Source organism: Streptomyces sp. NBC_00016 (assembly GCF_045040885.1).
GTDB lineage: Bacteria > Actinomycetota > Actinomycetes > Streptomycetales > Streptomycetaceae > Streptomyces > Streptomyces coriariae.
Genome location: NZ_CP108304.1, coordinates 2,949,569 through 2,975,346, shown reverse-complemented (window position 1 = coordinate 2,975,346; position 25,778 = coordinate 2,949,569). Strand labels below are relative to the sequence as shown.

Annotated in this window: 23 protein-coding genes; 15 read left to right on the top strand and 8 right to left on the bottom strand. The window is 68.8% G+C overall.

All coding sequences use genetic code 11. From position 1 onward, the window contains the following. Positions 1 to 37 precede the first annotated feature (37 nt). The 9 genes from OG933_RS12965 (at position 38) to OG933_RS12925 (ending at position 6,976) form a co-directional block, all read left to right on the top strand. Complete coding sequence (locus tag OG933_RS12965) at positions 38 to 610, top strand: SAV_915 family protein (RefSeq protein WP_405627160.1); 573 nt, start codon at positions 38 to 40, stop codon at positions 608 to 610. Continuing rightward, positions 607 to 909 carry a DUF6317 family protein gene (locus OG933_RS12960; RefSeq protein WP_171399844.1) on the top strand — a complete coding sequence of 101 codons (303 nt, stop codon included), beginning with the start codon at positions 607 to 609 and terminating at the stop codon, positions 907 to 909. The genes OG933_RS12965 and OG933_RS12960 overlap by 4 nt, the downstream gene beginning before the upstream one ends. Then, positions 909 to 2,183, top strand: a complete 1,275-nt coding sequence (locus OG933_RS12955; protein ID WP_405627158.1) for a WXG100 family type VII secretion target — start codon at positions 909 to 911, stop codon at positions 2,181 to 2,183. The genes OG933_RS12960 and OG933_RS12955 overlap by 1 nt, the downstream gene beginning before the upstream one ends. Next, on the top strand, positions 2,161 to 2,694 hold the full coding sequence (locus OG933_RS12950) for a hypothetical protein (RefSeq protein WP_405627156.1): 534 nt from the start codon (positions 2,161 to 2,163) through the stop codon (positions 2,692 to 2,694). The genes OG933_RS12955 and OG933_RS12950 overlap by 23 nt, the downstream gene beginning before the upstream one ends. A 213-nt stretch (positions 2,695 to 2,907) precedes the next feature. Beyond that, positions 2,908 to 3,291, top strand: a complete 384-nt coding sequence (locus OG933_RS12945; RefSeq protein WP_405627154.1) for a hypothetical protein — start codon at positions 2,908 to 2,910, stop codon at positions 3,289 to 3,291. Continuing rightward, positions 3,291 to 4,937 (top strand): hypothetical protein, encoded by a 1,647-nt coding sequence (locus tag OG933_RS12940; RefSeq protein ID WP_405627152.1) that lies wholly within the window; start codon positions 3,291 to 3,293, stop codon positions 4,935 to 4,937. Before OG933_RS12945 ends, OG933_RS12940 begins: the two co-directional genes overlap by 1 nt. Positions 4,938 to 4,965: 28 nt before the next feature. Then, positions 4,966 to 6,240: a S8 family serine peptidase gene (locus OG933_RS12935; protein ID WP_405627150.1), complete on the top strand. Its 1,275-nt coding sequence runs from the start codon at positions 4,966 to 4,968 to the stop codon at positions 6,238 to 6,240. 42 nt (positions 6,241 to 6,282) lie between these two features. Continuing rightward, positions 6,283 to 6,621: a WXG100 family type VII secretion target gene (locus OG933_RS12930; RefSeq protein ID WP_057601406.1), complete on the top strand. Its 339-nt coding sequence runs from the start codon at positions 6,283 to 6,285 to the stop codon at positions 6,619 to 6,621. Positions 6,622 to 6,673: 52 nt separating this feature from the next. Next, positions 6,674 to 6,976, top strand: a complete 303-nt coding sequence (locus OG933_RS12925; protein ID WP_310436881.1) for a WXG100 family type VII secretion target — start codon at positions 6,674 to 6,676, stop codon at positions 6,974 to 6,976. A 408-nt stretch (positions 6,977 to 7,384) separates the two neighbouring features. Here OG933_RS12925 and OG933_RS12920 read toward each other — a convergent pair whose 3' ends face one another. The 6 genes from OG933_RS12920 to eccCa form a co-directional block, all read right to left on the bottom strand. Next, positions 7,385 to 8,014, bottom strand: coding sequence for a hypothetical protein (locus OG933_RS12920; RefSeq protein WP_405627147.1), 630 nt, complete (start codon positions 8,012 to 8,014; stop codon positions 7,385 to 7,387). A gap of 23 nt (positions 8,015 to 8,037) precedes the next feature. Then, positions 8,038 to 10,215, bottom strand: a complete 2,178-nt coding sequence (locus tag OG933_RS12915) for a hypothetical protein (RefSeq protein WP_405627146.1) — start codon at positions 10,213 to 10,215, stop codon at positions 8,038 to 8,040. Positions 10,216 to 10,220: 5 nt separating this feature from the next. Continuing rightward, positions 10,221 to 10,667: a hypothetical protein gene (locus OG933_RS12910; protein ID WP_405627144.1), complete on the bottom strand. Its 447-nt coding sequence runs from the start codon at positions 10,665 to 10,667 to the stop codon at positions 10,221 to 10,223. 451 nt (positions 10,668 to 11,118) lie between these two features. After that, positions 11,119 to 11,673, bottom strand: a complete 555-nt coding sequence (locus tag OG933_RS12905) for a hypothetical protein (protein ID WP_405627142.1) — start codon at positions 11,671 to 11,673, stop codon at positions 11,119 to 11,121. 343 nt (positions 11,674 to 12,016) lie between these two features. Next, positions 12,017 to 12,424 carry a hypothetical protein gene (locus OG933_RS12900; RefSeq protein ID WP_405627140.1) on the bottom strand — a complete coding sequence of 136 codons (408 nt, stop codon included), beginning with the start codon at positions 12,422 to 12,424 and terminating at the stop codon, positions 12,017 to 12,019. 415 nt (positions 12,425 to 12,839) lie between these two features. Next, on the bottom strand, positions 12,840 to 16,805 hold the full coding sequence (gene eccCa, locus OG933_RS12895; RefSeq protein WP_405627139.1) for a type VII secretion protein EccCa: 3,966 nt from the start codon (positions 16,803 to 16,805) through the stop codon (positions 12,840 to 12,842). 313 nt (positions 16,806 to 17,118) lie between these two features. Between eccCa and eccD the strand changes: the two genes are divergently transcribed. Beyond that, complete coding sequence (gene eccD / locus OG933_RS12890; RefSeq protein WP_405627137.1) at positions 17,119 to 18,630, top strand: type VII secretion integral membrane protein EccD; 1,512 nt, start codon at positions 17,119 to 17,121, stop codon at positions 18,628 to 18,630. Between the two features lie 275 nt (positions 18,631 to 18,905). Here the strand turns inward: eccD and OG933_RS12885 are convergent, their stop codons facing one another. Beyond that, entirely contained in the window at positions 18,906 to 19,202 is a 297-nt protein-coding gene (locus tag OG933_RS12885) for a DUF397 domain-containing protein (protein WP_020128576.1), read from the bottom strand. A 370-nt stretch (positions 19,203 to 19,572) separates the two neighbouring features. Here OG933_RS12885 and rpsO point away from each other — a divergent pair, with 370 nt between their 5' ends. The 5 genes from rpsO (at position 19,573) to OG933_RS12860 (ending at position 25,134) form a co-directional block, all read left to right on the top strand. Further along, positions 19,573 to 19,860 carry a 30S ribosomal protein S15 gene (gene rpsO, locus OG933_RS12880; protein ID WP_020128575.1) on the top strand — a complete coding sequence of 96 codons (288 nt, stop codon included), beginning with the start codon at positions 19,573 to 19,575 and terminating at the stop codon, positions 19,858 to 19,860. A gap of 416 nt (positions 19,861 to 20,276) precedes the next feature. Further along, positions 20,277 to 22,496: a polyribonucleotide nucleotidyltransferase gene (locus OG933_RS12875; RefSeq protein WP_020128574.1), complete on the top strand. Its 2,220-nt coding sequence runs from the start codon at positions 20,277 to 20,279 to the stop codon at positions 22,494 to 22,496. Next, the gene (locus tag OG933_RS12870; protein ID WP_020128573.1) at positions 22,493 to 23,872 is read left to right on the top strand and encodes a pitrilysin family protein; all 1,380 of its coding nucleotides are present in this window, start codon (positions 22,493 to 22,495) and stop codon (positions 23,870 to 23,872) included. Before OG933_RS12875 ends, OG933_RS12870 begins: the two co-directional genes overlap by 4 nt. Before the next feature lie 46 nt (positions 23,873 to 23,918). Continuing rightward, positions 23,919 to 24,671 carry a 4-hydroxy-tetrahydrodipicolinate reductase gene (dapB, locus tag OG933_RS12865; RefSeq protein WP_362527424.1) on the top strand — a complete coding sequence of 251 codons (753 nt, stop codon included), beginning with the start codon at positions 23,919 to 23,921 and terminating at the stop codon, positions 24,669 to 24,671. A 7-nt stretch (positions 24,672 to 24,678) separates the two neighbouring features. Then, positions 24,679 to 25,134: a hypothetical protein gene (locus OG933_RS12860; RefSeq protein WP_020128571.1), complete on the top strand. Its 456-nt coding sequence runs from the start codon at positions 24,679 to 24,681 to the stop codon at positions 25,132 to 25,134. 85 nt (positions 25,135 to 25,219) lie between these two features. Here OG933_RS12860 and OG933_RS12855 read toward each other — a convergent pair whose 3' ends face one another. Next, entirely contained in the window at positions 25,220 to 25,771 is a 552-nt protein-coding gene (locus OG933_RS12855) for a hypothetical protein (RefSeq protein WP_362527421.1), read from the bottom strand. Between the last annotated feature and the right edge of the window lie 7 nt (positions 25,772 to 25,778).

The window sequence follows — 25,778 nt, the reverse complement described above, 5'->3', positions numbered from 1 at the left end:
ACATCATCCGCGGGTCCACGGGGAACAGGAGACGGCGGTGGGCATACCGAACCGTTCGCGCCTTCTCGACTATGCCGACCATGCCGATTGCGTCGACTGTGTCGACTGTGGCGAGACGGAACCGCCCGTAGGCGCCGCCTCGGCTCCGGCGCCTCCGTCGGCACAGGAGCCCCGCAGGTCACGCATCCTGGAGTACGTCGAAGCCGACACGGCCGTCGAGGTGGAGTCGTCCGCGCCCTCCGCGCCGCCCGCGCCGTCCGGCCCCAGACCCGGCGTACCCGCGTACCACGCAACGGTGTTCGTCCCGGCCCACCCCCGCCACACGCCGACCACGGACCCGACCGGCGCACCCGCCCTGATCCCCTTCATCACCTACGAACTCTTCGAGCACCCCACCGACGGAACCGTGGCCCTCGCCTTCACCACCCTGGACGGACTCGTGGCCGCCCTGGGTGAGGCGCAGCCATGGGTCGCGACCTCGCTCGGGCCGCTGGCCGAGGGCGTGGGGGAGCTGGGCGTCACGGTCCACGTCGACCCGTGGATCGCGCCCGGGCGGCACAACTGGCAGCCGGCCGACCTGGCCGCCTTCGCGCGGGAGGCGCGCCGATGACGGTGGACTTCAAAGCGGTGCTGAGCGACCTCACCTCCATGTCCAGGACCTTCCACGACGAGGCCGTCAACTACCGCAAGCTGCACGCAGACGTGGCCCCGCCCGTCGTCGAGGGCGGTGACGCGGGGCTCGACCACGCCGTCAAGGAGGTCGCCGACCTCATCGTCGCCCTGCACATCGGCTTCGCCGACCGGCTCGACGACCACGGCGACAAGGTGACGTACGCCCGCGACTCCTTCCGACGGCACGACATTGACGTACACGGACTGTTCGAGGACCTGATGGCGGGTGACGGCTGATGGCCGACAGCTGGGTCGGCGGCGACATCGGCGGACTGCGCACGATGGCCGACACGTACAAGAACGCCAAGCGCAAGCTGGAGGACGTCGTCCACCCGCTCGGCCGGGCCGTCGAACGGCTGGTCGGCGACACGAGCTGGAAGGGCGAGGCGGCCGAGACCTTCCGCGCCACCTGGAGCGAGGACGCGCTCGCCGCAGGCGCCTTCGCGAGCCTCGTGCACAGCGCGGGCGACATCCTCGACACGCTCGTCGGCGCGCTCTCCGCCTGCGAGACGGCGCTCCAGAACGCCGAGCACGTCGCCGCGGGCAAAGGCGTGCCGATGGGGGACAAGGGCGTCCCGCTGGACATCCTCACCGCCGACCCGCCCAGCGCCGACGACCGGAAGACGATCGCCGCGCTCGGCGAGTACGGCACGGTGCGCGACGAGATCCTGCACACCGCCCAGCACGCCCGGCTGGTCGCCGCTGACGGACTGCGGGGCTTGTACGCGCAGGTGACGGCACCGGTCTCGACCGGCGACAAGATCACCCTCGCCGACGCCCTGCGAGGCCTGTACGCCTACGACGCCGAGGACGCCCGGGCCGGCGGCAAGGAGGCCCGCACGCTGATCGACGGCGCGAAGGCCGAGGAGCGCGCCGCCAAGAAGGAACTGCGCGCCGAGCGCAAGGCGTTCCAGAAGGCGGGCCGCGCACTGCCCGACGACCTCCCCGCCAAGGGCGCCTATCGCGACGCGGCGGTGCAGGTGGACTCCCTCGAGGACGCCATCGCCCGAGCCGACCACGGCAGTACCGCCCTGCCCTACGACCGGGTCCTCAACGTCAAACTGGCCGACGCGGCGGACGCACTGCGCCTGGGCGAAGGCGTGGGCAGGCTCCCGGAGTTCCTCAGGGAGATCCCGGTGCTGGACGTCGCGGCGGCCGCGGCCTGCGGGCTGGTGGAGGCGAAGGACGACCACGACAAGGGCTGGTCCTGGCAGCACTCGGTGGTCGTCGACGGCGGTGCCGCGCTCGGCGGCGTGGCCGTCGGCGCGGGGGTGGTGGCGGCCCTGCCCGTGGAGGGCGCGGCCGCGTTGGCCGGCGTGGGGGTCGTGGCCGCGGTGGGCGCGACCAGCCTCCTCGACCACTCCTTCCACGAGCACTGGAGCGAGGACATCCACGACCACGGGGTGGTCGGCGGAGTACTCACCGGCACGGGCCACGTCCTGACGGAGACCAAGGACGACGGCGTACGCATGGCGAAGGACATCTGGCATGGCGTCACCAGCATCTTCTGAGCCCGCCGAGGCGATGACCGTCCAGATCCCCGCGCTGCCCAAGCTGGGCAGAACCTGGTACCGGCGCGGCCCGCTCTACTGGCTGTGCCGCGCCCGCACGACCGTCTTCCTGATCCTCGTGATGGCCGCGGTCAGCTTCATGGCCGTCAGCCTCTACGAGGGGTTCCGCAGCGAGATGCCCCCCACCGTGCGCACGATCTGCGACGGCGTCCAGGTCGCCGTGTCCTGCGCGGCCCTCGTCCTGGGCTGGGTCAGGCAACGCCGGGGCCATCACGAAGGCCTGCTGAACCCGCCCACTCCCGAGCAGACCCGCCAGGCCAAACGCGACCACAACAGCCGCGCTCCGGGCCGGGCCGCCGCAGGCCGCGGTCTGGCCCTCCTCGCGGCCCCCGTCCTGCCGGCCTTCGCGGCGTACCTCGTCGGCTGGCTGACCGCCTGGCTCACGGTTCGCGAGTACCCGAGCGAAGTCGGCGCGCGACGCTGGATGCAGGAGAAAACGGCCCGAACGTGAGGAATGGGCTGCTTGTGCTCCAGCGGTGGCAGGGTTGTTGCATAAGGCAGTTGGGGCTGTCAGAGGGAGTCATTACAGTGGTTGCGTTGCGGTCATGAACACTTGAAAGGCGTGGGCGGTTCCGTCCGGGACGGGCGGCGGGAAACGGGGAGAGTGGTTGGCGTGATTCCTGCGGACATGGGCGGGGGCCCCACCGACGTACGGCGCGGATATATGGCGCTCTCGACGTTCAAAAAGCGGGTGGACGACCTGCTCACGGCCTTCGAGAAGTCGGCCGGCGGCTCGGCGAAGGTCGGCGGGCACAGCCTGTCGGAGGCCACGTTCGGAGCGGGGCAGTTCCCGGAGGCAAAGGATCTCCACCTCCAGTACGAGCGCGTCCATGAACGCATCACGACCCTCTCCAAGTCCCTCGGGCTCCAGTTGGAGGCCATGCAGATCGCCGTGCACGGCGTGGACGTCACCTTCGACAACCTCGAAGAGGACCTTCGGTACCGGTTCCACGAGATCCGGACCGAGGTCAACCGCGACCGGGAAGAGACGCTCAACAAGCAGACCGAGCGGACCAACGACGCCGACCACACCGACGCGGGGTACTGATGGCCGACCACAAGAAGAAGTCGGACCACTACCAGTCGGAACGCCAGGAAGCCGTTCAGCAGAACAGCGGCGTGGACGACGCGGTGAACAAAGCCGTGGTCATCAGCCCCGGGTCCCTCAGCAGCCCTGGCGGCTTCGGCAGGACCAGCTTCGAGGGCTACGACCTCAACGCCATGATCGACATCGTCGAGTCGGCGAACCCTGAGACCCTTGAGAGCGCCGCCACGGCCCTCGTCGACGCCCGGGACGCCATCAACGACGCCGCCAACGAACTCAGCCGCAACCTGGGCAACGTCGACTGGGAGGGCGAGGCCCACACCGCCTTCTACACCTGGGGCATGAACCTCACCACCACCGCCCTCGCGCTCGCCACCTACACCGACGAGGTCGGCACCCAGGTCCTGGCAGCAAGCTCCGGCCTCGCCTCCGTTCGCAAGTCGATGCCGCCGCGTGACAGCCGCATCGACCCCAAGAAGGTCGACGACATCCCGACACCCCAACGGGTCGAAGGCAACGAGGAGTACACGGCAGCGGTCAAGGCCGAGAAGGACCGCCAGGAAGCCATCAACCAGATGTACCGGCTGGCGTCGTTCTACACGGTGTCGAGCGGGATGATGGAACTGGCAGAGGAGCCGGTTTTTCCTCAGATGCCTGCGGTGGGGGTGCCGGAGCCGGATCCATCGCTTCGTGACCCCATCGAGCCGAGAGACGACCAGGGTTCGCTCTCAGCCCAGCAAGGTTCTGTGGGCACGCACCGAAGCTCGGCCGAGACGGAAGTGGTTCGGGCGCGTTCAGACCAACAGTCGTCCCACCAAACTGTGGTCGACTCGGTCATGTTGCCGGAACAACACGTCGGCACGGAGATCGACAGCGTCGGCACGCTGCCGCCGCAGCAAACCGTGACGCCGCAGACCGTCACATCGCCTTCGGCGACAGGCCCCAACGCCAACCCGGTGAGTACGGCTCCTTCCTTCCCTACCGTCGGGGTGCCCCCTGCCTTGAGGGGGCCGGCCGGGCGCACGTCCGGGTTCGGAGGCATGCCTGGAGCCAAGACGCCGAACTCGGCCCAGGGGCGAGTCGGCGGCGTGACGGGCCGCACCCCCACGGGGCGTACGGGGACGGGCCCCATGGGCTCGATGGGACGTACCGCCGGACCGGGCCAGGCAGGAAGCCGTGCGGTCGGCCCTCTGGGGCGCGGCGTCGTCGGTGGGACAGCGAAAGCCGGAGGAACAGCAGCCAAGCAGGCCGGTGGTGTCCCCCGGGGTCCGGTCTCCGGCACGGGCGCCGCGAACACTGCGCGTACAGGCGCCGGGCGTGCCAATGGCGTTGTCGGCGGTAAGCCCGTCACCGGGGCCGCCCCTGGCACCAACGGCCCCAGGCTGCCGCGCGGCACGGTCATCGGCGGCGAAGGCACACCTGCCTCACGCGCCATGGCGGAGAAGCCCGGCCAGCGTGGAGTGATCGGGGCCCCCGGTTCGGCGGCAGGTGCGGGCCAGGCGTCGCGCCGCTCCGGCAAAGGCAGCAGGAACAGCGGACATTCGCCCGGCGGTACCGGCAGTGTGCGTGGCCAGACAGGTAACCAGGGTTCTGGCAAGACGCGTTCACGCCGTGACGAGCGGCGCGACGAGGCGTCGTCAACCGACTGACCGGACAAGAGCGAGGACAGACAGAGGCATGGTGGCAGGAATCAGCCGACGCGGCGGGTGGAGCGCGCCTTTCGCGGGACGGAACGGGAGACGGGTTTCTGCCGTCTGCTCAGCGCTCGGCGCTCTGGCCGTGCTGTCGGCTGGTCTGGCTCCCAATGCGGCAGCCGCCGACGTTCAGTCTCAGCAGTGGTACCTGTCGGCGATGAAAGCCGATGAGATGTGGAAAGTGAGCACCGGCAAGGGCGTCAAGGTTGCCGTGGTCGATTCGGGAGTCAACCCCAACACGCCGTCACTCAAAGGGCAGGTGCTCGCTGGCGAAGTACCGAAAGCTCTTGCTTACAAAGCGACTGACGACTACTTGGGCCACGGGACGAGCATGGCGGAACTCATCGTCGGCACTGGTGCAGGAGGTGGACTGAAAGGCATTGCCCCAGGTGCGAAGGTCGTTCCATATCGGATCGCACTCAAAGGCCTGACGAACAAGACCGATAAGGAGAAGGCGCCGGATGAGGCGGCGGTGATCAAGGCTGTCGCCGACAGTGACGTCAAGATCATCAGTATGTCCTTCACTATCGACGTGGCATATCCTGAGGTGGAAGCGGCGGTCAAGTACGCCCAGTCCAAAGGGAAGCTATTGATTGCAGGTACGGGTAACGGTGCAGAAGAGAAGAACTTCATTGGATACCCCGCTGCATACCCCTATGTAGTCGGCGTTGCCGCTTCGGATGAGTCCGGAAAGGTCGCGAAGTTCTCGGAACACGGCAACTACGTGGACCTGGCTGCCCCAGGGCTCGACGTACCCACCTGGTGTGACGAGACATTTCGCTCGTACTGCGACGGTGAGGGAACGAGTATTGCCACCGCCATCGCCTCCGCCTCCGCCGCCCTCGTCTGGTCCGCCCACCCCAACTGGACCGCCAACCAGGTCCTCGCCAGCCTGATCGACACCGCCGGACGCGACTGGGCGAAGGACGACCCGAGCACGTACCTCGGTTACGGACTGATCCGCCCCCGCATGGTGCTGGAGCAAAGCAACTTCAACCCCGGCGCGGCCAACACAGACCCGCTCGCCAGGGAGAACGCGACGGGCGTCACGGACGAGGCGGGCAACTCACCCTCCGCATCCGCGCCAAGCTCCTCCCCGCCCTCGAAGGCCACGTCAGGCGGCCGGACCTCGGCGGCAGCATCAACCTCGGACACCTCCGACAACACCACGATGTGGATTGCGCTCGGAGCGGCGGCGGCCGTCCTGGTGATCGGGGGCGGAGCCTTTGCGGTGATCCGCTCTCGGCGAGCCACATGACCCACACATGACGAACCACAGCTCACGAAAGGGAGTGCCGAAATGGTCGACCGCAAGCTAAACGACGGCGATGTACAGAAGCTCCAGAAGGAAGTCATCGATCGCTACGACAACATCCGGGGCTCCCTCGCGAAACTGCAAGGCACGATCGACATGATCGAGAGGGCGTGGACGGGCCAGGGTGCCAACGCCTTCAACATCAAGCAGACGGAGATCAACGGCCATATGGTCGCGATCGGCAAGATGCTCGACGACTTCCTCGACGGCATCCACATGACGAAGACCGACAAGCAGAACCTCGAAGACCAGATCACCGCCGACATGAACAAGATCTCGGTCGAGGATCTGGGCGGAAAGACTTCGGCGCTCAACAGCTACTGACTGACTGATCCGGCGAAGTCCGGCTGAAGTCTTCACAGAAACGAGGGGAACCATGTCCGGAGCCCATTACGAGGAACTCGCCGTCACCTACGGCACCATGGACGCGCTGGCCACCGAGCTCGGCGACCAGGCCAGGAAGCTCGAGGAGGACCTCGAAGCGCTGAGGCAGGCCGTGCTCAACGTGTCCTCGGGCTGGGGCGGCGAGGCGTTCCAGCAGTTCCAGAGCAAGAGCGAGGAGTGGAACAAGCACGCGCGTGGCATCCACGCGGCGCTGCTCCAGATCTCGCACCAGGTCCACGGCGCCGGCGGTGACTACCGCGGCGGCGACCTGAAGGGCGCCAGCTACTTCTTGTAGCAGCACGTACGTCACAACACCGGGGTGGGCACGCACGGGAGGTGCCCACCCTGTGCTGTGCCGTGATGTGTGAGATGTTCGCGCTCAGCTGATGCCCAAGGGGTAGCGAAGGCGGCAGCCCCGCAGCCGCGCGTACAGGCTCTGCTGACACCAGAACGGCGGTAGAGATGGGAGCAGTTGTCGCCGGAATGCACTCTGAGCCCAGGACCACGAGGCAGAGCGCGAGGCCCGTCCCGCTCTCCCACGCGGCGAAACTTTCCGGCTCCACCTTCTACGACAGCGTTGCGGATCGCATCAGTGGTGCGGTCCCCGGCATTCAGTGCGTGGGCGTACAAACCAGTTCACGCACTGGGTCACTCGCCGGTGGGTGAACAGTCTTCCTTCTGTAGGGAAATTCCGGGTCCGATGTCAGTTCTCTTCCAATCGAGGGAGTCCGTCCGGGAAACTTTGAACATTTTTACATTTGCCCAACTCGTAAGCGCGTCGTGTAAGTTCATAGGCGAAGTCAGTGAGTGCTTGATGCAATTCAAGCCCTGACGCTCGACTCTCTCCAATCACTCGCACCTCGGATATAAGAGCGTAGGCCTGCGAGGCGTCATCCGAATTGCTTCCGCTGGGAATGCATGGGACGTAGATGCTGGCAAAATCTCCCCTGGAAAGGGCGTAGATTCCACTCGCGGAAGTCTGTTCTGCTGGCCCCTCTGATTTTCCACCGTAGGACTTGTAGTATTTCTCCCAAGAATTCCGGGATGAGTCCTGGACCTTCACCTCGCCCGACAAGATGGAATCATCGCCGGCGTAGACATGGCAACTGAACATGAAGCCGTCGCCTGTACCGTGGTTCTCTGCCCCTTCTTCTGCCGAGCGTGTATCCGGAAGTACGCGGATTACTGTATCCCGCTGGACGCTTCCGTCGCATACTTTGGCAGGAAGCTGATCGAGTCCATTGGTGAAGAATTGATGATAAGAGATCCAGCTTCCAGCTGCCAAACCCAGGACGGCCGCGCCGAGAGCCAGCATTCTTATGTTCTTACGCATGAGGAAACTCGCTCGTCTCTTCATTAGTTCGGGCGCTTCTTGCTGTCTCGCAAAATGGTTTCGCTTGATTCCCAGCCCTCATTTACGGCGTTTCCGATGAGGATGTTGGTTCCGTCTGCCGGGACGTTCACGTGGTGTTGCTTCAGTGCGTCCTGTACCGACCACTGCGTTTGCTGGTTGACCGAATCCTGGGTCCCGCTGAGGTCTTGCCCGTTGCGATATACGGCCTCATCCAGAGCTCCGTCCAGTTCTCGGCCCTCGAGCAGCCGACCTACAGCCATGCCGGCGACACCGGTGAGGAAACCTCCGCCACCGGCGTACACAGCCCCTGCCGGTCCGGAGGGTGTTAGTACGGCAGTGCCGTACCCGATACCGGCTGACAGCACGGTATTGAAGAAGTTTCCCTGGTCCTCCAGGCTGTCATTGTATGCAGTTTCCGCCTCGACGGACTTTTCGATATCTGCATCGGCGACAGAACGAGCAGTAATTCCTTCGATGATGCCCGCATTTCTTCCGATGCCCTTGAGGACGTCGTCACGACTTCCGTCGAACAGAGATGGGTCTGACAGATGCGCATCAAGGAGGCTGCCGGTGTAGATGCTCTCTCCGTAGATGATTCCCGCCCTTCCTGACGGGTCCAACGAGACTGCTGACAGGAATCGCGCCACATCCGTCCGCTGAAGTCCCGCAGGGGCGTCGCTGGGCGACAGGAAAATCGCCTCGGAGTTCGGCCCTCCGAACGCTCTACTGATTTCCGGCATGTAGGAAGCCGCCATGTGCCCAAAACTCTCGCCCATTCCTCTTCCTACGAGGTCTGCGCCTCCATCGGGCTGCGCCACGGCCTCCATGATGTTCGCCATGATCTGGACCTGTGTCTCGCTGTGGGGCGGAGCCGCTGCCATCGAGTCTCCCAACCCGACCCCGGTCACTGCGGCTTCCAGCGCGTGCCCGAGTGAGGGGCCCCGGTCTGTGTACGCAGTGGTTGCCAACAGACGATCGAGGTCGGGCTTGGAATCGAAGGCATGCACCGCAGCCTCTGGGTTGTGCGACAGGCCCTCGAACAGCCCTTCCAGCGGGTCTCGGCCGTTGCCGTCGCCGAAGACGAGGTCGAGTGCGTCGTAGCCCTTCACCCATACGGCGTCGGTGTTGTTCTCGCCCCCTGCCTTGTCCGCCTTGAAGAGCGTCTTTCTGTAGTCGTCCAGGAACTCGGTGTCGTACTGCCCCTCCCGCATGAGACTGCTGATGACCTGGGAGCCCAGCGCCCCGATCGGGCTGAACGAGTCGGTGGCGCGGAAGTTGGTGTTCCGTTCGGCGATGAGGTTCTTCTTCCAGTCCTGCATGGCCTCCGAGTCCGAGAAGGACGCCGTGGCCAGGGTGAGGCTCAGGTTGTTCTGGAGGCTCTTCATCGTTTCGAGCTCCGAACCCCTGGCTCCGGCGTGCGCCGAGGTCATCTCGGTCCAGAACTGGAGCGTCCCCTTGGCCCCGAGGCGCGTGGCGAACTGTTCCGCGAAGAGGGAGTCGCCGCTGTACGTCTCCATCGTGCGGTTGAAGTCCTTGATGTCATCGAGGCTCATGTCGGCCGGGTTCTTGGCCATCTTCGCCAGCTTCTCCGCCGCCGCGACGGCCTTGGCCGCCTCGTCCCGGTTCGCGTAGGAGGCGTCGGCGAAGCCGTACTTGGCCTGGTCGACGAGGAGCCGCAGAACTTTCGCGGCGCTGTTGTCGCTCTGCGTCGCCCGGGTGAGGATGCCCTGGATCTCATCGCGGAGGTCGTCCACCGCCTTCTGGTCGGTCACGCCGGTCTTCCCGCTGGGATCGGACGCCCAGTCCGGTCGGGTGTTGCCGGTGACCGTGAACGTGCCCTCGCCGGTGTCGACCACCGTCAGGTTCTGTTGCGCGCCACGCGTGATGGCGGCGTTCAACTGCGTTCGGTAGCTGATGAGTTCACCGCGAGTGTCGCTGAGGATCTTGGTGATGGAGTCGGCCTGGGTGTGCGCGTCGGCGAACTCGGCGGCGGTCTTGGCGATGAACTCGCGGCTGACGGTGGCGTTGACCCCGGCCCACCTGGCGGTGTCCGCCTTGGCCTTCAGGTTGCTCTCCGCGTCCTTCTGCAGGTCCGCGAGCTTCTTCGTCATCTGCTCCCAGTCGGTGACCGCTTCACCGAGCTTGGAGAAATCCCCGTGCCGCAGGGCGTCGAGGTCCATCGGTGTCAGTGGCCCTTCCGGTCGTCGAAGCCCTCGTCCAGGAGGGCGATGCCGCTGACCGTTCCGGCGATGTAGGAGTCGTCGGCGGTGTGCTGGTTCTTGGTGAAGCGCAGGTGGTTGGAGATGTGGGCGCAGGCGTCCAGCAAGGTCTTCGTCTGCTCGCTCCAGCGCTCGGTCACATGGTCCAGCGCGGCGCCCAGTGCGAATCCCTCACCCTTGAGTCCGCCCGCCGCCGCCGCGGAGGCCACGCGCGCGTGCCCGCTGTAGGTTGTGAAGTCCTCGAACAGGTCGTGAGCCGCCTTGCCGACGGCCTCGAGGTCCTGGTGGCCGGCCACCAGATCTCCCTGCGTGCCGTTCCCGCCCTGATCGGCGGGGTACTGGTTGAGCTGCATCCGTGTGGAATGCTGTCCCGCCGCCGCACTCTTGAGCTGCTCCCACTCATCCCACGCCATGCGCGAGCCCTCCCCCGTGGAGCCCGTCCACCGGACGGGACAGTTACGCCAAGCTGTCAACAGCCCTTATCCGTGAGCTCAGTTCAAGTGAGTTCACGGATCTCACCATACTTTCCACGAATGACCGCTGTACGGCCTGAGGGGGGAGGGGAAGGGAGGGGAGGGGAGGAGCGGGGCCTTCTGGCCGCACGTCAAGCACTTCCCTCCGGACGCCGAGTGCGCCCAGCCGCTACGGCTATGCGGCGCCGGTCCGCCCTGAACGAGGGCTTTCCCCGCCGTCGCGAGATGAGAAACCCCGCCGCCGCCGACATCCGCCGAAGCCGCTCCCCTCAGGGGCGCCGGCCCACCCCTGTGTACCTTGCTTCCCGATCCGCCGCGAACCTCTCGCTGCCGTGAGGGCGGCCCGGGAAAGTCCCTGCGCAGGCATGCGGCGCCGAGTGGGCCGGCGGCACTAGGACTCGGCCCCCGCCGTGCACTCCGCCGATTTCTCGATCTCCCCGGTGAAGGCGAGGATGAGGTGCTTCATGGCTTCGGCATCGCGGTGTCTTGAGCCCTCCGCTTGAACCACGGTGTACAGCTCCTGCTTGTACCTGGTGTCGACGCAGCCGCGAGTCTTGCCGAACGCCTCGAACCCCGAGTAGACGAACCGCCCGTTCTCCGTCGATTTATCAGGGGTGTCAAAGGACTGTCGGGCTGCAAAGAGGGCTGTCGTCGTGCCCTCTTCCATCCACATCTGAGTTGTGGTCATTATGAGCTTGTCGTCGACGATGACCTGGCAGCCCTTGCTTCCGGAGTAGGACCTCTCCTTGACGGTGATCTTCCTTCCGGCCGGAAGGAAGGGAGCGAGATCATCCCTGTCGACAGTCGTTCCGCACAGGGTTCCGGGAACCGCGTACTCGCGTTTCTGCTCCTCCTCGCCGCATCCCGCCAGGAGAAAGACCAGGATCGTGAGCGCGGCGATGGAAACCGTGCTGGACTTCCTCGCCGTCGGTCGGTGAGATTTCATCGATGTCTTTCTGCGGGGTATGCGGACTCAGGAGGCCGTATGGCTGCCGGAAGCTGCTCCGTTGACGATGGCTTGCGCATTCGGAGGTTCCCACCCCGACAGCGGTGCCGACCGGACCGGAAATCCCATTCCTGTGCTGTGCCACCGAGTGTTCGTACGCCTTGCCCCTGTCCTAGTCCTTGCCCGAGGCCACGGACCCGATGGCTTCCCGGGCTCCGTGACGGGTGGCGGCGGAGGCGGCCCTCATGTACCTATAGCCCGGCGTGGGCAGCGGCGCGGCAGCGGGTGAGGGCGGGCGGGGGCGGCGGCGCCTCCTCAGGATCGAGTTGGGCCGAGATCGAGATCAGGTACAGTCGCTCCCCTTCTGCACTTGCCCGGTGTATTCGGTGACAAGGCGCTTCATCGTGGGCGAGCTCTCCCGACCGGAGGCGAAGACCTGAAGAACGGTGAAGAGAGCCTGGTCCGGGTGAGCCGAGTCCGTGCATCCTTCGACCTTCCCGACCGCGCCGGTCCCCGAATAGAGAAACTCGTCGCCGGTGATCACGTCTCCCTTGTTGACCTGAGCGTGCACGGCGGCGACGTCGACCAGGCTTCCTGTCTTCTCCCACCACAATCGGCCTGTCACAAGGGCGAGTTCACCGTCGACGCTCACGTTGCAGCGCTGGGTTCCACCGTTGGGTGTGGTCTGCCGGGCGGTGACCTTTTCTCCAGGTGGCAGGAACGGTGCCAGAAGGTCGGGGTCCACGGACACGCCGCAAAGGGACTGCGGGAGGGAATACTCCCGTTCCTCGCCGCTCGAGCATCCGGACAAGGCGGTTCCGACAGCGAGCGATGCCGTCAGGATTGCAAGGCGTCGAAGCGTTGTGGAGTGCGGGAGCGGTGCGTACTTCAAGGTCAGGGACCTCTCTGGATGGGTGGATCCTTGTGCAGGCGTGCGACAGGTGCGGCCGGGGTGCCGCATCAGACGTCCGTCTTGAGAGCGGGCGCCATGGCAGTGACGTTCGTCCCGAGTCCTTGAATCCGCGCTCCGCACCCCAATTCACCGCCGTACGGCTCGACGGTGGCGAAGCGGAGCCCGCCGAATCCAGCGCCCGTCAAGTCCCTCGGACGGTTCCTCGGACGATCCCTCGGAGGGTTGTCGCACGGACGGCGAGTGCGTCCGCCCGTCACACCCCCTCCGGCGCCAACCCCACCTGCACCAACGGCTTCCCCCGTCGCCGTGAGACGAAGATCCCCCGCCCCGCGGGCATCGGCCGCGGCCGTACCCCGCCGAGGAGGTCCCCTTCTCCGGGATCGCCCGCCAGCACGACCCCCTGGGCGCCCAGCTCCTTGATCCGCTGCATGAACGCCTCGTACGACGCCCGCCCCGCGCCCGCCGTCGACCGCGCGATGATGAACCGCACCCCGACGTCCCGGGCGAACGGCAGAAGTTCCGTCAGTCCGGCCAGCGGATTGCCGCTCGACGTCGCCACGAGGTCGTAGTCGTCGATGACGACGAACACCGTCGGTCCACGCCACCAACTGCGGTCCCGGAGCTGCCGTGCCGTCACCTCGGCCGTCGGCGCCCGGCGCTTCATCAGGTCGGCCAGCGCGGCCATGTGGTGGTCCATGGCGTTGGACATCGGGATGTACTCGGCCAGGTGGGACTCCGGCGTCACGTCCAGCAGGGACCGCCGGTTGTCGACCACGAACAACTTGCACTCGTCGCCCGAGTAGCGCTGGGTCAGTTGCCTGATCAGCAGCCGCAGCAGGTTCGACTTGCCGGACTCGCTCTCGCCGAAGACGAGGAGGAACGGATCCTGCTCGAAGTCGACGTAGACCGGCTCGAGCCGGTCCTCGTCGAGGGCGAAGGCGACCCCGCGGCGCGGGAAGCTGCCGCCCGGCGGCAGCGAGTCGGCCGGGAACTCCCGTGGCAGCAGCCGGACTTCCGGCGCGGGCGCCGCCTGCCACTGCCGGGAGACCTCCGCGGTCAGCGCCTGCGTGGCGTCGGCGAGGTCCGTGTCGGAGGCGAGGCCGTCGATGCGCGGCACCGCCCCCATGAAGTGCAGCTTCTGCGGCGACTGGCCGCGGCCCGGCACGCCCGCCGGGACGTTCGCGGCGACCTTGCGGTCGATCTCGGAGTCCATCGTGTCGCCGAGCCGCAGCTCCAGCCGGTTCATCAGCTGGTCCTTGAGAGCCGCCCTGACCTCCATCGAGCGCGAGGCCGTCAGCACCAGGTGGACGCCGTAGCCGAGGCCGCGCGCCGCGATGTCGAGGATCACCTGGTCCATCGCCTCGTACTCGGACCGGAAGTTGCCCCACCCGTCGACGATCAGGAACACATCCCCCCAGGGCTGGTCCGCGACCGAGATGTCCCCGCGCGCCCGCCTGGCCCGGAACTCCGCGATCGACGGGATGCCGGCCGAGCGGAAGTACTCCTCACGACGGGTCAGCACGCCGTACACCTCGGCCACCGTGCGCCGTACCCGCTCCGGGTCGAGCCGGGAGGCGACCCCGCCCACGTGCGGCAGGCCGGCCACCGACGCCATCGCGCCGCCGCCGAAGTCGAGGCCGTAGAACTGGACCTCGTGCGGCGTGTGCGTGAGGGCGAAGGCGCAGATCAGCGAGCGCAGCAGGGTCGACTTGCCGGACTGCGGGCCGCCGACGATCTGCATGTGGCCCGCGGCGCCGGAGAAGTCCACCCAGAGGGAGTCACGGCGCTGCTCGAACGGCTTGTCCACCAGGCCCACCGGCACGACCAGCCGGCCCGCGCCCTCGTACCCCGGCTGGGTGAGGCCGCGCCCCGGCACCGCCGTCAGCCCCGGCAGCAGCGCGTCCAGCGACGGCGGGCTGTCCAGCGGCGGCAGCCACACCTGGTGCGCCGCCGGGCCCTGCGCCTCCAGCCGGCGCACGATCACGTCGAGCACGGTGTCCGCCAGCGCGTCGTCGACCTCCGCATCGCCGGACGGGCGGGCCTGCGGCACCTGCGCGTACCGCACCGGCACCTCCGCCGACGTGAACAGCACCGGCCGCCGGTCCACCGGCAGCGGGCCGCCCCCCGGCGCCGTCCGCTGAGCGCCCGAGCGGTAGACCCCGGACACGTACGCCGCCTTGAACCGCACCATCTCGTCGGTGCCGAACTTCAGGAAGCCGGAACCCGGCACGTTCGGCAGCGAGTAGGCGTCGGGCACACCGAGCGCCGCCCGCGACTCCGCCGCCGAGAAGGTGCGCAGACCGACGCGGTACGACAGATAGGTCTCCAGGCCGCGCAGCCGGCCCTCCTCCAGGCGCTGCGAGGCCAGCAGCAGGTGCACGCCGAGCGAGCGGCCGATCCGGCCGATCTGCACGAACATCTCGATGAAGTCCGGCTTCGCCGTCAGCAGCTCGCTGAACTCGTCGATCACCAGGACCAGGGAGGGGATCGGCTGAAGGGCGGCTCCCGCGGCCCGCGCCTTCTCGTAGTCGTGGATGTTGGCGTAGTTGCCCGCGTCCCGCAGCAGCTCCTGGCGGCGGTTGAGCTCACCCCGGATGGAGTCGCCCATCCGGTCCACCAGCGTCAGGTCGTCCGCCAGGTTGGTGATCACGGCCGCCACGTGCGGCATCTGCGCCATGCCGGCGAAGGTCGCGCCGCCCTTGAAGTCGGCGAGCACGAAGTTCAGCGTCTCGGAGGAGTGGGTGACCGCCAGGCCCAGCACCAGCGTGCGCAGCAGCTCGGACTTGCCGGAACCCGTCGCGCCCACGCACAGACCGTGCGGGCCCATGCCCTCCTGCGCCGCCTCCTTGAGGTCCAGCATCACCGGACGGCCGTCCTCGCCCACCCCGATCGGCACCCGCAGCCGCTCCGCCAGCGAACGCGGCCGCCAGGTGCGCCGGGTGTCCACGGACGCGGCGTCCCCTAGGCTCAGCAGGTCGGTGAACTCCAGGTTGGCCAGCAGCGGCTCGTCGTCGTCCCCGCCGGAAGCCATCCGCAGCGGGGCGAGCTGCCGGGCGAGCGCCTCGGCGGACTCGGGGGAGAGCGCGTCGGGCGTCCCCTCGTAGACGGCGCCGTGCCCCGACTCCAGCCGCAGCACGCCGGGCTGTACGACGATGTCGAGCTCGCCGCCGGCCCCCGCCGGCTCACCGGGGACGATCTCGAGGACCGTCACGCCCTGGAGCCCCTCGGGATTGGCCAGAACCGAGTCCGGGGGCAGGGAGACGCCGTCGAGGACGACGACGATGTGCGGCTCGTCGGGCAGCGGCGTCGCGTGCGGATGGAACCGCGGGCGGCCCGTCAGCCGAGTCCCGAGCAGGTTCTCCAGTTCGCGGGTGTCGGCGCCGATCAGCCTGCGGCTGCCCGCGCCGTCCACGGCCCCCGACGCCTGGACGTGCGGCAGCCACTTCGCCCACTCCCAGTGCGGCAGCTCCTCCCGGCCCGCCGCGACGACGAGAACCAGGTCCTCGGACGAGTGCAGCGCGGCCAGTGAACCGGCCAGGGCACGGACGCAGGAGCGCACCGACCGCGGCTCACCGCTGACCGTGACGTGGTAGAAGGCGCGCAGCGAGACGGCCATCGGCAGGTCGTCGAGGCTGTCGTGGACGGCGAGGAAGCGCTGGAGCGCGCCAGCGGTCAGCGGCTCCAGCTGCTCCACCGGGCCGGTCTCGGGAGCGATCAGCGGAGTGGCGAGGGCCTGGGCACCGAGGCCGACGCGCACCTGGGCGAAGTCCTCGTCCCCGGGCCGCCGTTCCCACACCCGGCTGCCCTCGGCGACCAGCGCCCACAGATGCTCGGGGGAGGGGTGCAGGTAGTACTGCGCGTCCCGCTGCGCCCGCGCGGTGTCGAGCGCGGTACGCCGGGTCTGCGCCAGGTAGCTCAGGTAGTCGCGGCGCAGATCCGCCAACTGCCCGTGCGAGCCGCGCCGGAAGCGCACCACCATCGCGATCGACATGGCCACGGTCGAGGCGATCATGACCATGCCCATGATGCGCATGAACGGCTGCCCGCTCGTGAAGAAGAAGACCACCGAGCCGCCCATACCGAGCGTCGGCAGCAGTTGCATCAGCACGCTCTCCTGATGGCCCCGCGGCAGCTCCGGCGGAGGCTGCACAACGACCTCACCGGTGGGCACCTCGGACGGCAGCACCCGTGGCTGGCGCTTCACGACGATGTGGCTCACTGCTCACCAATCCCCTTGCGAGGCCCCGAATCCCCTTGCGCGACCCCGGAGGACTTCGTCCGCCGCCCCGTGCCGGACGGACGCGGGCCGCCGCGTGATCCTACTGACTGCCTGTCCGACCAAGGGGCGGTAGGGTGCCGGATGTTCGCGTGAGCACAGCCGCGGGCCGTGCCGCGCAGCAGCCGGCGCGGAACCTTCACACCGCCCACCGGCACCGCACACGCGCCACCGAACACGCGACACCGCACACGCGCCACCGAACACGCGACAACGCACACGCCGACGCGGAACCATCACTGAGGGGGAGCAGCAGGTGAGTATCGCGGCCTCCGCGGCAGCCACCGGAGAAGGGCGCGGCCCCGGAGCCGCTCCCGCGGCCGGGACGGGGCTCGGCTTCTGCCGGGTCACCATCGTCGCCCCCGACAGCCGGATCGACGTGGCACTGCCCGACGACGTCCCCGTCGCCGACATCCACCCGGAGATCCTCAGGCTCTCCCGGCAGAGCCCCGCCGAGGGCGCTCCGGTCGGCTACCACCTCGTCCGCCGGGACGGCACCGTCCTCGACAGTTCCCGTTCGTTCGCCGCCCAGCACATCCTCGACGGCGAGCTCCTCACGCTGCGCCCCTTCTCCGAGTCGCTGCCGCCCGCCGTCTTCGACGACGTGTCGGAGGCGGTCGCCTCGGCCGTGACGCGCGAGCACACCCTGTGGAGCGGTGAGCTGACCCGCGCCGCGGGCCTCGTCGGCGGAGGGGTCCTGCCGGCCCTGCTCGCCTTCGTCGCCTGGAGCGGCGACCCGCGTCACGACATGCACAGCCTGCCCGGCGTCCTCGCCGCGGTCGTCGGTGTCCTGCTGGTCGCCCTCGCCTGTGTCCGGGCCCGCGTCTACGACGACCGGGGCTCCGCCGTCGCCCTCGGGCTCGGCGCGCTGCCCAACGTGGGGGTGGCGGGTTCCGGGCTCCTCCCGCTCGCCGACGGCCAGGGCATCGGCAGGCTGGCGTTCCTGCTGTCCTGCGCCGCGGTGCTGCTCGCCGCGGTGCTGCTCACCTTGTGCTCCCCTCGTGGGGACGGCCCGTTCGTCGCCTTCGTGGTCGCCTCCGGCGTCGGCCTGGCGGCGGTGTTCGCGGCGACCCTGGCGCACTGGACCCCGGCCGAGACCGCCGCCCTGTGCGCCCCCGTCGGTGTGGGCGCGCTGGCCTTCCTGCCCGGCCTGTCCATGCGCTTCGCCCGGCTGCCGATCGGTTTCGACGCCCCGGCCACCGCTCCGCGCAGCGCGTACGGCGCCGATCCCACCCCGAGGGAGCCGGTCGACGCCGAGCGGATCGCCGCCCAGGCCCGCCGCGGACACGAACTCCTGGTCGGCCTGGTGGGCGGCTGCGCGGTGATCACGGTCGGCGCCTGCGCGGTCCTGGGGTTCTCCGACGACGTCTGGGCCCGGCTCCTCGCCCTGGCCGCGGGCATCGCTCTGCTGATGCGCGCCCACCTGTTCCGCTACACCGCCCAGGTCGCCCCCGTACTGGCCGCGGGCCTCGGTTCCCTCGTCCTGCTCGGGCTCGGTCTGGCGCTGAACCCGCCGCACTCGGTGATCCGTGACGCGCTGACGGGCGACCGCACCGACCTGGACATCCGTACCGTCTGGCTCGTCGCGGCGATCGCGGCGGCGTCCGCGATCGTCACCGCGATCGGCCTGATCGGCTCGCGGGGCGGCCTCACGCCGTTCTGGGGCCGCTTCATGGAGCTCGCCGAGGGCTTCGTCCTGCTGACGCTCGTCCCGTTGGCACTGGCCGTCTTCGACGTGTACGCGGCGGCCCGGTCGATGACGGGCTGACCCGCGGGCAGCCGAGCAGGAACGGCGGGCGCGAGCCGCGGCGCACCCCGCCCGGCCACACCGTCGCCGACTCCGGCCCGGCCTCAGCGTCGTACGCGGTGCGGACATCCGGGCTCAGCGCCGTACGCGGTGCGGACATTCGGGCTCAGCGCCGTACGCGGTGCGGACGTCCGGGCTCAGCGCCGCGCACGGTGCGGACGAGCGGCGGCCGACACCTGCCGGCCGCCGGCCCCGTAGGAGTCGGCCGACAGGAGCCGTACCGGCCGCCGTACCGGCTACCGCGCGGCAGATCCCCCGTTGTGCGGCGCCGGCTCCAGGTCGAACTCGCCGTCCCGGGCACCCAGCACGAAGGCCCGCCACTCCGCCTCCGTGTAGCGCAGCACCGTCTCCGGGTCGAGCGACGACCGCATCGCCACGGCCCCCGCGGGCAGGTAGGCGATCTCTACGCGCTCCTCGTGCTCCTCCGTGCCCGGGGCGCACTGCCACTCGACGCCGGAGATGTCGAGCGCGTACAGCTCGTCCCGCTCCCGCTCCTTGCGCGCTTTGACGTCTTTGTCCTCGGCATCGGCCATGTCGGCTCCGACCCTTTCCCCTGAGTTCCCGCTGTTCCAACGAGCTGTGGCGCCAGCCTACTTGCCGGCGTTCCCCCAGCTCAGAGGTTCTTCTTTTACGTTCCGGCCCGGCGTCGTCGCCCGTACACTGCCCCCGCACGGCGCGGTACGGGCCGAGCGCCCGCCGCGATATCCCGGGCGGGCCCGCTGCCCCGGCCTGCTACCCTGGCTTTCGGCCGTTTGTGTACGCACCCCCGGAAACACCCTCAGGGAGTCCCTGAAGGTTCTGGAGGCCGCGCCCAGCGGATCCCCGCCACCCGAGTAACGGAAGCTCCCCCGAGACCAAGACCGGGGGCACTCGGTGGCCACTCAAAGACTACGAGGAGTACGCGTGCCGCTCGATGCCGCTACGAAGAAGCAGCTCATCACGGAGTTCGGCCAGAAGGAGGGCGACACCGGCTCCCCCGAGGTCCAGGTCGCCATGCTGTCCCGCCGGATCTCGGACCTGACCGAGCACCTCAAGACGCACAAGCACGACCACCACTCCCGTCGTGGTCTGCTGATCCTGGTCGGTCAGCGTCGCCGCCTTCTCCAGTACCTGGCCAAGAAGGACATCCAGCGCTTCCGTGCCCTGGTCGACCGCCTCGGCATCCGCCGCGGTGCGGCGGGCGCCAAGTAGCACGCCGTGAGGGGGAGCGGTTCCCGGACCATCGGGACCGCTCCCCTTTGCCGTACGTACCGGCACACAGTGGTATGCACCGGTGCATACGGACACACGCCGACGACGGGGCCGTCGTACGCCCTGTCGCCGTGCGGAACGTGCGGAGTGTCACCAACGCTTTGTAGTGTGGTAGCACAACGCCATACGTACGACACAGCGTGATGACGTGCACTCGCTGCGGGTGAACGTCACCACGCCCACCGAACGAGGAGAAGCGCGCCTAGCCGCCGCCGGTCCTCGGTAGTGGCCCCCGGGAAAGAGAACCCCGGGTGCTTCGATCGAAGACCGGCCCGCACCGAGCGTTTCTCCGCAGCCGTCCCCCTGCCACACGGGCAGCGAGGGACGAAAGACGACAAGTAACGGAGAAAATGCTAGTGGAGAACGAGACCCACTACGCCGAGGCCGTCATTGACAACGGCACCTTCGGCACCCGCACCATCCGCTTCGAGACGGGCCGCCTGGCCAAGCAGGCCGCCGGCTCCGCCGTGGCGTACCTGGACGACGACACCATGGTGCTGTCGGCCACCACCGCCTCCAAGAACCCCAAGGACCAGCTCGACTTCTTCCCCCTCACGGTGGACGTCGAGGAGCGGATGTACGCCGCCGGCAAGATCCCCGGCAGCTTCTTCCGCCGCGAGGGCCGCCCCTCCGAGGACGCCATCCTCACCTGCCGGCTGATCGACCGCCCGCTGCGCCCGTCCTTCAAGAAGGGCCTGCGCAACGAGATCCAGGTCGTCGCCACGATCATGGCGCTCAACCCCGACCACCTGTACGACGTCGTGGCGATCAACGCCGCCTCCGCGTCCACGCAACTGGCCGGCCTGCCCTTCTCCGGCCCGATCGGCGGCGTCCGCGTCGCGCTGATCAACGGCCAGTGGGTCGCGTTCCCGACGCACACCGAGCTCGAGGACGCCGTCTTCGACATGGTCGTCGCCGGTCGCGTCCTGGAGGACGGCGACGTCGCGATCATGATGGTCGAGGCCGAGGCCACCGAGAAGACCATCCAGCTCGTCGCGGGCGGCGCCGAGGCGCCGACCGAGGAGGTCGTCGCCGCCGGTCTGGACGCCGCGAAGCCCTTCATCAAGGTGCTCTGCAAGGCCCAGGCCGACCTCGCCGCGAAGGCCGCCAAGCCGACCGGTGAGTTCCCGGTCTTCCTGGACTACCAGGACGACATCTTCGAGGCGCTGTCCTCCGCGGTCCGCCCCGAGCTGAGCCAGGCGCTCACCATCGCCGGCAAGCAGGACCGCGAGGCCGAGCTGGACCGCGTCAAGGGTCTGGCCGCCGAGAAGCTCCTGCCGGAGTTCGAGGGTCGCGAGAAGGAGATCTCCGCCGCGTACCGCTCGCTCACCAAGCAGCTGGTCCGCGAGCGCGTGATCAAGGAGAAGAAGCGCATCGACGGCCGCGGCGTCACGGACATCCGTACGCTCGCCGCCGAGGTCGAGGCCATCCCGCGCGTGCACGGTTCGGCGCTGTTCGAGCGTGGCGAGACCCAGATCCTGGGCGTCACCACCTTGAACATGCTCCGGATGGAGCAGCAGCTGGACACCCTCTCCCCGGTGACCCGCAAGCGCTACATGCACAACTACAACTTCCCGCCGTACTCCGTCGGCGAGACCGGCCGCGTCGGCTCCCCGAAGCGCCGCGAGATCGGCCACGGCGCCCTCGCCGAGCGCGCCATCGTGCCGGTCCTGCCGACGCGCGAGGAGTTCCCCTACGCGATCCGTCAGGTGTCCGAGGCCCTCGGCTCCAACGGCTCGACGTCCATGGGCTCGGTCTGCGCCTCCACCATGTCGCTGCTGAACGCCGGTGTGCCCCTGAAGGCCCCCGTCGCCGGTATCGCCATGGGCCTGATCTCCCAGGAGATCAACGGCGAGACGCACTACGTCGCCCTCACCGACATCCTCGGTGCGGAGGACGCCTTCGGCGACATGGACTTCAAGGTCGCCGGCACCAAGGAGTTCGTCACCGCCCTCCAGCTCGACACCAAGCTGGACGGCATCCCGGCCTCCGTCCTGGCCGCGGCCCTCAAGCAGGCCCGCGACGCCCGCCTCCACATCCTCGACGTGATGATGGAAGCGATCGACACGCCGGACGAGATGTCCCCGAACGCCCCGCGGATCATCACCGTCAAGATCCCCGTGGACAAGATCGGTGAGGTCATCGGCCCGAAGGGCAAGATGATCAACCAGATCCAGGAGGACACCGGCGCCGAGATCACGATCGAGGACGACGGCACCATCTACATCGGTGCCCAGGTCGGCTCGCAGGCCGAGGCCGCCCGCGCCACGATCAACGGCATCGCCAACCCGACCATGCCGGAGGTCGGCGAGCGCTACCTGGGTACGGTCGTCAAGACCACCACCTTCGGTGCGTTCGTGTCGCTGCTCCCGGGCAAGGACGGTCTGCTGCACATCTCGCAGATCCGCAAGCTCGCCGGCGGCAAGCGCGTGGAGAACGTCGAGGACGTGCTCGGTGTGGGCTCCAAGGTCCAGGTCGAGATCGCCGAGATCGACTCCCGCGGCAAGCTCTCCCTGATCCCCGTGATCGAGGGCGAGGAAGCTGATGAGGACACGAAGGACGACACCGACAAGTGACGTCGAGTAACTCGCAGGCGACGGCCCGCACCTCTTCGGAGGCGCGGGCCGTCGCCCGTACCCAAACCCTGATCAAGGGCACGGCCGGCATCGGTGTCGTCCGTAAGACCACCCTCCCGGGCGGCCTGCGCATCGTCACCGAGACCCTCCCCTCGGTCCGCTCCGCCACCTTCGGCATCTGGGCGCACGTCGGCTCCCGCGACGAGACGCCGTCCCTGAACGGCGCCACGCACTACCTGGAGCACCTCCTCTTCAAGGGGACGAACCGCAGGTCCGCGCTGGACATCTCCTCCGCGATAGACGCCGTCGGCGGCGAGATGAACGCGTTCACGGCGAAGGAGTACACGTGCTACTACGCGCGCGTGCTCGACGCCGACCTGCCGCTCGCCATCGACGTCGTCTGCGACATGCTCACGGGCTCCCTCATCCGCGAGGAGGACGTCAACGTCGAGCGCGGCGCGATCCTTGAGGAGATCGCGATGACCGAGGACGATCCCGGCGACTGTGTGCACGACCTGTTCGCGCACACGATGTTCGGCGACAACGCCCTCGGCCGCCCGGTCCTCGGCACCGTCGACACGGTCAACGCCCTCACCGCCGACCGCATCCGCCGCTTCTACAAGAAGCACTACGACCCGACCCACCTCGTGGTCGCGGCCGCCGGCAACATCGACCACAACAAGGTCGTACGCCAGGTCCGCGCGGCCTTCGAGAAGGCGGGCGCCTTCAAGAACCCGGACGCCACGCCCATCGCCCCGCGCGACGGCCTGCGCGCGATCCGCTCGGCCGGCCGCGTCGAGCTGATCGGCCGCAAGACGGAACAGGCGCATGTCGTCCTCGGCATGCCGGGTCTGGCCCGCACGGACGACCGGCGCTGGGCGCTCGGCGTGCTGAACACGGCCCTCGGCGGCGGCATGTCCTCCCGCCTCTTCCAGGAGGTCCGCGAGAAGCGCGGCCTGGCCTACAGCGTGTACTCGTACACCTCCGGCTTCGCCGACTGCGGCCTCTTCGGCGTGTACGCGGGCTGCCGCCCGAGCCAGGTGCACGACGTGCTGAAGATCTGCCGGGACGAACTCGACCAGGTCGCCGAGCACGGCCTGTCCGACGAGGAGATCGTCCGCGCCATCGGCCAGCTGAGGGGCTCCACGGTCCTCGGCCTGGAGGACACCGGCGCGCTCATGAACCGCATCGGCAAGAGCGAGCTGTGCTGGGGCGAGCAGATGTCGGTCGACGACATGCTGAGCCGGATAGCGGCCGTGACCCCGGACGAGGTCCGCTCCGTGGCCCGCGACATCCTGGGACGGCGCCCGTCGCTGTCGGTCATCGGCCCGCTCAAGGACAAACAGGCCGCCCGGCTGCACGACGCGGTCGCCTGACCCTCTTCGACAGGCCTTCGGCAACTTCGGTAAGGAAGCACAACAGATGAGCAAGCTGCGCGTGGCGGTCCTCGGCGCCAAGGGCCGGATCGGTTCCGAGGCGGTACGGGCGGTCGAGGCCGCCGAGGACATGGAGCTGGTGGCCGCCCTCGGCCGCGGCGACAAGCTCGAGGCGCTGGCCGAGAACGGCGCCCAGGTCGTGGTCGAACTGACCACGCCCGCCTCGGTCATGGACAACCTCGACTACTGCGTAGGGCACGGCATCCACGCCGTGGTCGGCACGACCGGCTGGACCGAGGAGCGCCTCGCGCACCTGACGGGCCGGCTGGCCGAGTCTCCGGGGACGGGCGTGCTCATCGCGCCCAACTTCTCCATCGGAGCCGTCCTGACCATGAAGTTCGCGCAGATCGCCGCGCCGTACTTCGAGTCCGTCGAGGTCGTCGAACTGCACCACCCCAACAAGGTGGACGCGCCCTCCGGCACCGCCACGCGCACCGCCCAGCTCATCGCCGAGGCTCGTCGCGAGGCGGGCACGGCCCCGGCGCCGGACGCCACGGAGACGGGCCTGGACGGGGCGCGCGGCGCGAGCGTCGACGGCATCCCGGTGCACGCCGTCCGGCTGCGCGGGCTGCTGGCCCACCAGGAGGTGCTGCTGGGCGGCGAGGGCGAGACCCTCACGGTCCGCCACGACTCGCTGCACCACAGCAGCTTCATGCCGGGCATCCTGCTGGGCGCCCGCCGGGTGGTGTCGACTCCGGGCCTCACCTTCGGCCTGGAAAACTTCCTCGATCTCGGCTGAGGCTGACATGCGCGCCAAGCTCTCCTACGCCGTCACGGCCGCCGTCCTGGTCTTCTACTTCGCCCTGGTCGGCAGCCGCGGCGTCATGCTCATCCAGGCCGGCACACTCCTGACCGTCACCTTCGGGGTGGCGGTGCTGATCCTGCCGGTCATCGGCGTCTGGTTCCTGTGGAAGAACACCCAGTTCGTCCGCCGGGCCAACGCCCTCGCCGCCGAACTCGACGCCGAGGGCGGACTGCCCGTCGACGAACTGAAGCGCACCGCGAGCGGCCGCGTCGACCGCGACTCCGCCGACGAGGTGTTCGACCGGCGCAAGGCCGAGACCGAGGCGGCCCCCGACGACTGGCGCACCTGGTTCCGCCTCGCCGTCGCCTACCACGACGCCCGGGACACCCCGCGGGCCCGCAAGGCGATGCAACGCGCGATCAGCCTGCACGACGGCAAGCCGGTGCAGACCGTCTGAGCCGTACGACGAAGGGGCCGGCCCGCACCTGTGGCGGACCGGCCCCTTCGACGTACGGCCGGATGTCGGATCGGTGTCCGGGGGATCAGCCGCGCCGGTTCTCCGCGGCCCACGCCTCGATCGCGTCCGCCGCCCGGTCGAACGCCTCGGCACGCGCCAGGAAGTCCGCGCCGTGCGTGGTCAGCAGCTGTGTGGCCTCCTCGGGGCGGTCCCGCCGTCCGACGGTCAGGGCCTGCCCCTGGACGGTCCGCGGCAGCCCCAGCCAGCGCACCGGCTGCTGCACGGTCCGCACCGCCACGACCCGCTCCCAGGGCAGCGTGCGGGTGAGGAGGAAACGCACGTGCCGCAGCCCGCGGTCGCTGACCCACACCCCCATACGCAGCAACCGCAGGGCAGCGGCGATCACGAGCAGGGAAAAGCCGAAGACCGCGCCGGCCTCGGACATCGACCCGGTCAACGCGATGATGACGGCCGCGAACAGCACGTACGAGGCGAGCAGCAGCGCCAACGCGGCCACCCCGACCCGCCAGGGTCCGGGCCGGTAGGGGCGCCGCCAGCGCTCACGGTCCTCGAAGGGCAGCGCGACGTCGTCCGCCGCCTCGAATGCGCGGTCGGCCGTCAGGAAGGGCAGGGGCACGGCTGGT

Bases quoted from the DNA above. Each gene is read 5' to 3' on its own strand.
- OG933_RS12960 (WP_171399844.1), top strand. From the start codon at position 607: ATGACGGTGGACTTCAAAGCGGTGCTGAGCGACCTCACCTCCATGTCC.
- OG933_RS12955 (WP_405627158.1), top strand. From the start codon at position 909: ATGGCCGACAGCTGGGTCGGCGGCGACATCGGCGGACTGCGCACGATG.
- OG933_RS12950 (WP_405627156.1), top strand. From the start codon at position 2,161: ATGGCGTCACCAGCATCTTCTGAGCCCGCCGAGGCGATGACCGTCCAG.
- OG933_RS12945 (WP_405627154.1), top strand. From the start codon at position 2,908: ATGGCGCTCTCGACGTTCAAAAAGCGGGTGGACGACCTGCTCACGGCC.
- OG933_RS12940 (WP_405627152.1), top strand. From the start codon at position 3,291: ATGGCCGACCACAAGAAGAAGTCGGACCACTACCAGTCGGAACGCCAG.
- OG933_RS12935 (WP_405627150.1), top strand. From the start codon at position 4,966: ATGGTGGCAGGAATCAGCCGACGCGGCGGGTGGAGCGCGCCTTTCGCG.
- OG933_RS12930 (WP_057601406.1), top strand. From the start codon at position 6,283: ATGGTCGACCGCAAGCTAAACGACGGCGATGTACAGAAGCTCCAGAAG.
- OG933_RS12925 (WP_310436881.1), top strand. From the start codon at position 6,674: ATGTCCGGAGCCCATTACGAGGAACTCGCCGTCACCTACGGCACCATG.
- OG933_RS12920 (WP_405627147.1), bottom strand. From the start codon at position 8,014: ATGCGTAAGAACATAAGAATGCTGGCTCTCGGCGCGGCCGTCCTGGGT.
- OG933_RS12915 (WP_405627146.1), bottom strand. From the start codon at position 10,215: ATGGACCTCGACGCCCTGCGGCACGGGGATTTCTCCAAGCTCGGTGAA.
- OG933_RS12910 (WP_405627144.1), bottom strand. From the start codon at position 10,667: ATGGCGTGGGATGAGTGGGAGCAGCTCAAGAGTGCGGCGGCGGGACAG.
- OG933_RS12905 (WP_405627142.1), bottom strand. From the start codon at position 11,673: ATGAAATCTCACCGACCGACGGCGAGGAAGTCCAGCACGGTTTCCATC.
- OG933_RS12885 (WP_020128576.1), bottom strand. From the start codon at position 19,202: ATGGCCGATGCCGAGGACAAAGACGTCAAAGCGCGCAAGGAGCGGGAG.
- dapB (WP_362527424.1), top strand. From the start codon at position 23,919: ATGAGCAAGCTGCGCGTGGCGGTCCTCGGCGCCAAGGGCCGGATCGGT.
- OG933_RS12860 (WP_020128571.1), top strand. From the start codon at position 24,679: ATGCGCGCCAAGCTCTCCTACGCCGTCACGGCCGCCGTCCTGGTCTTC.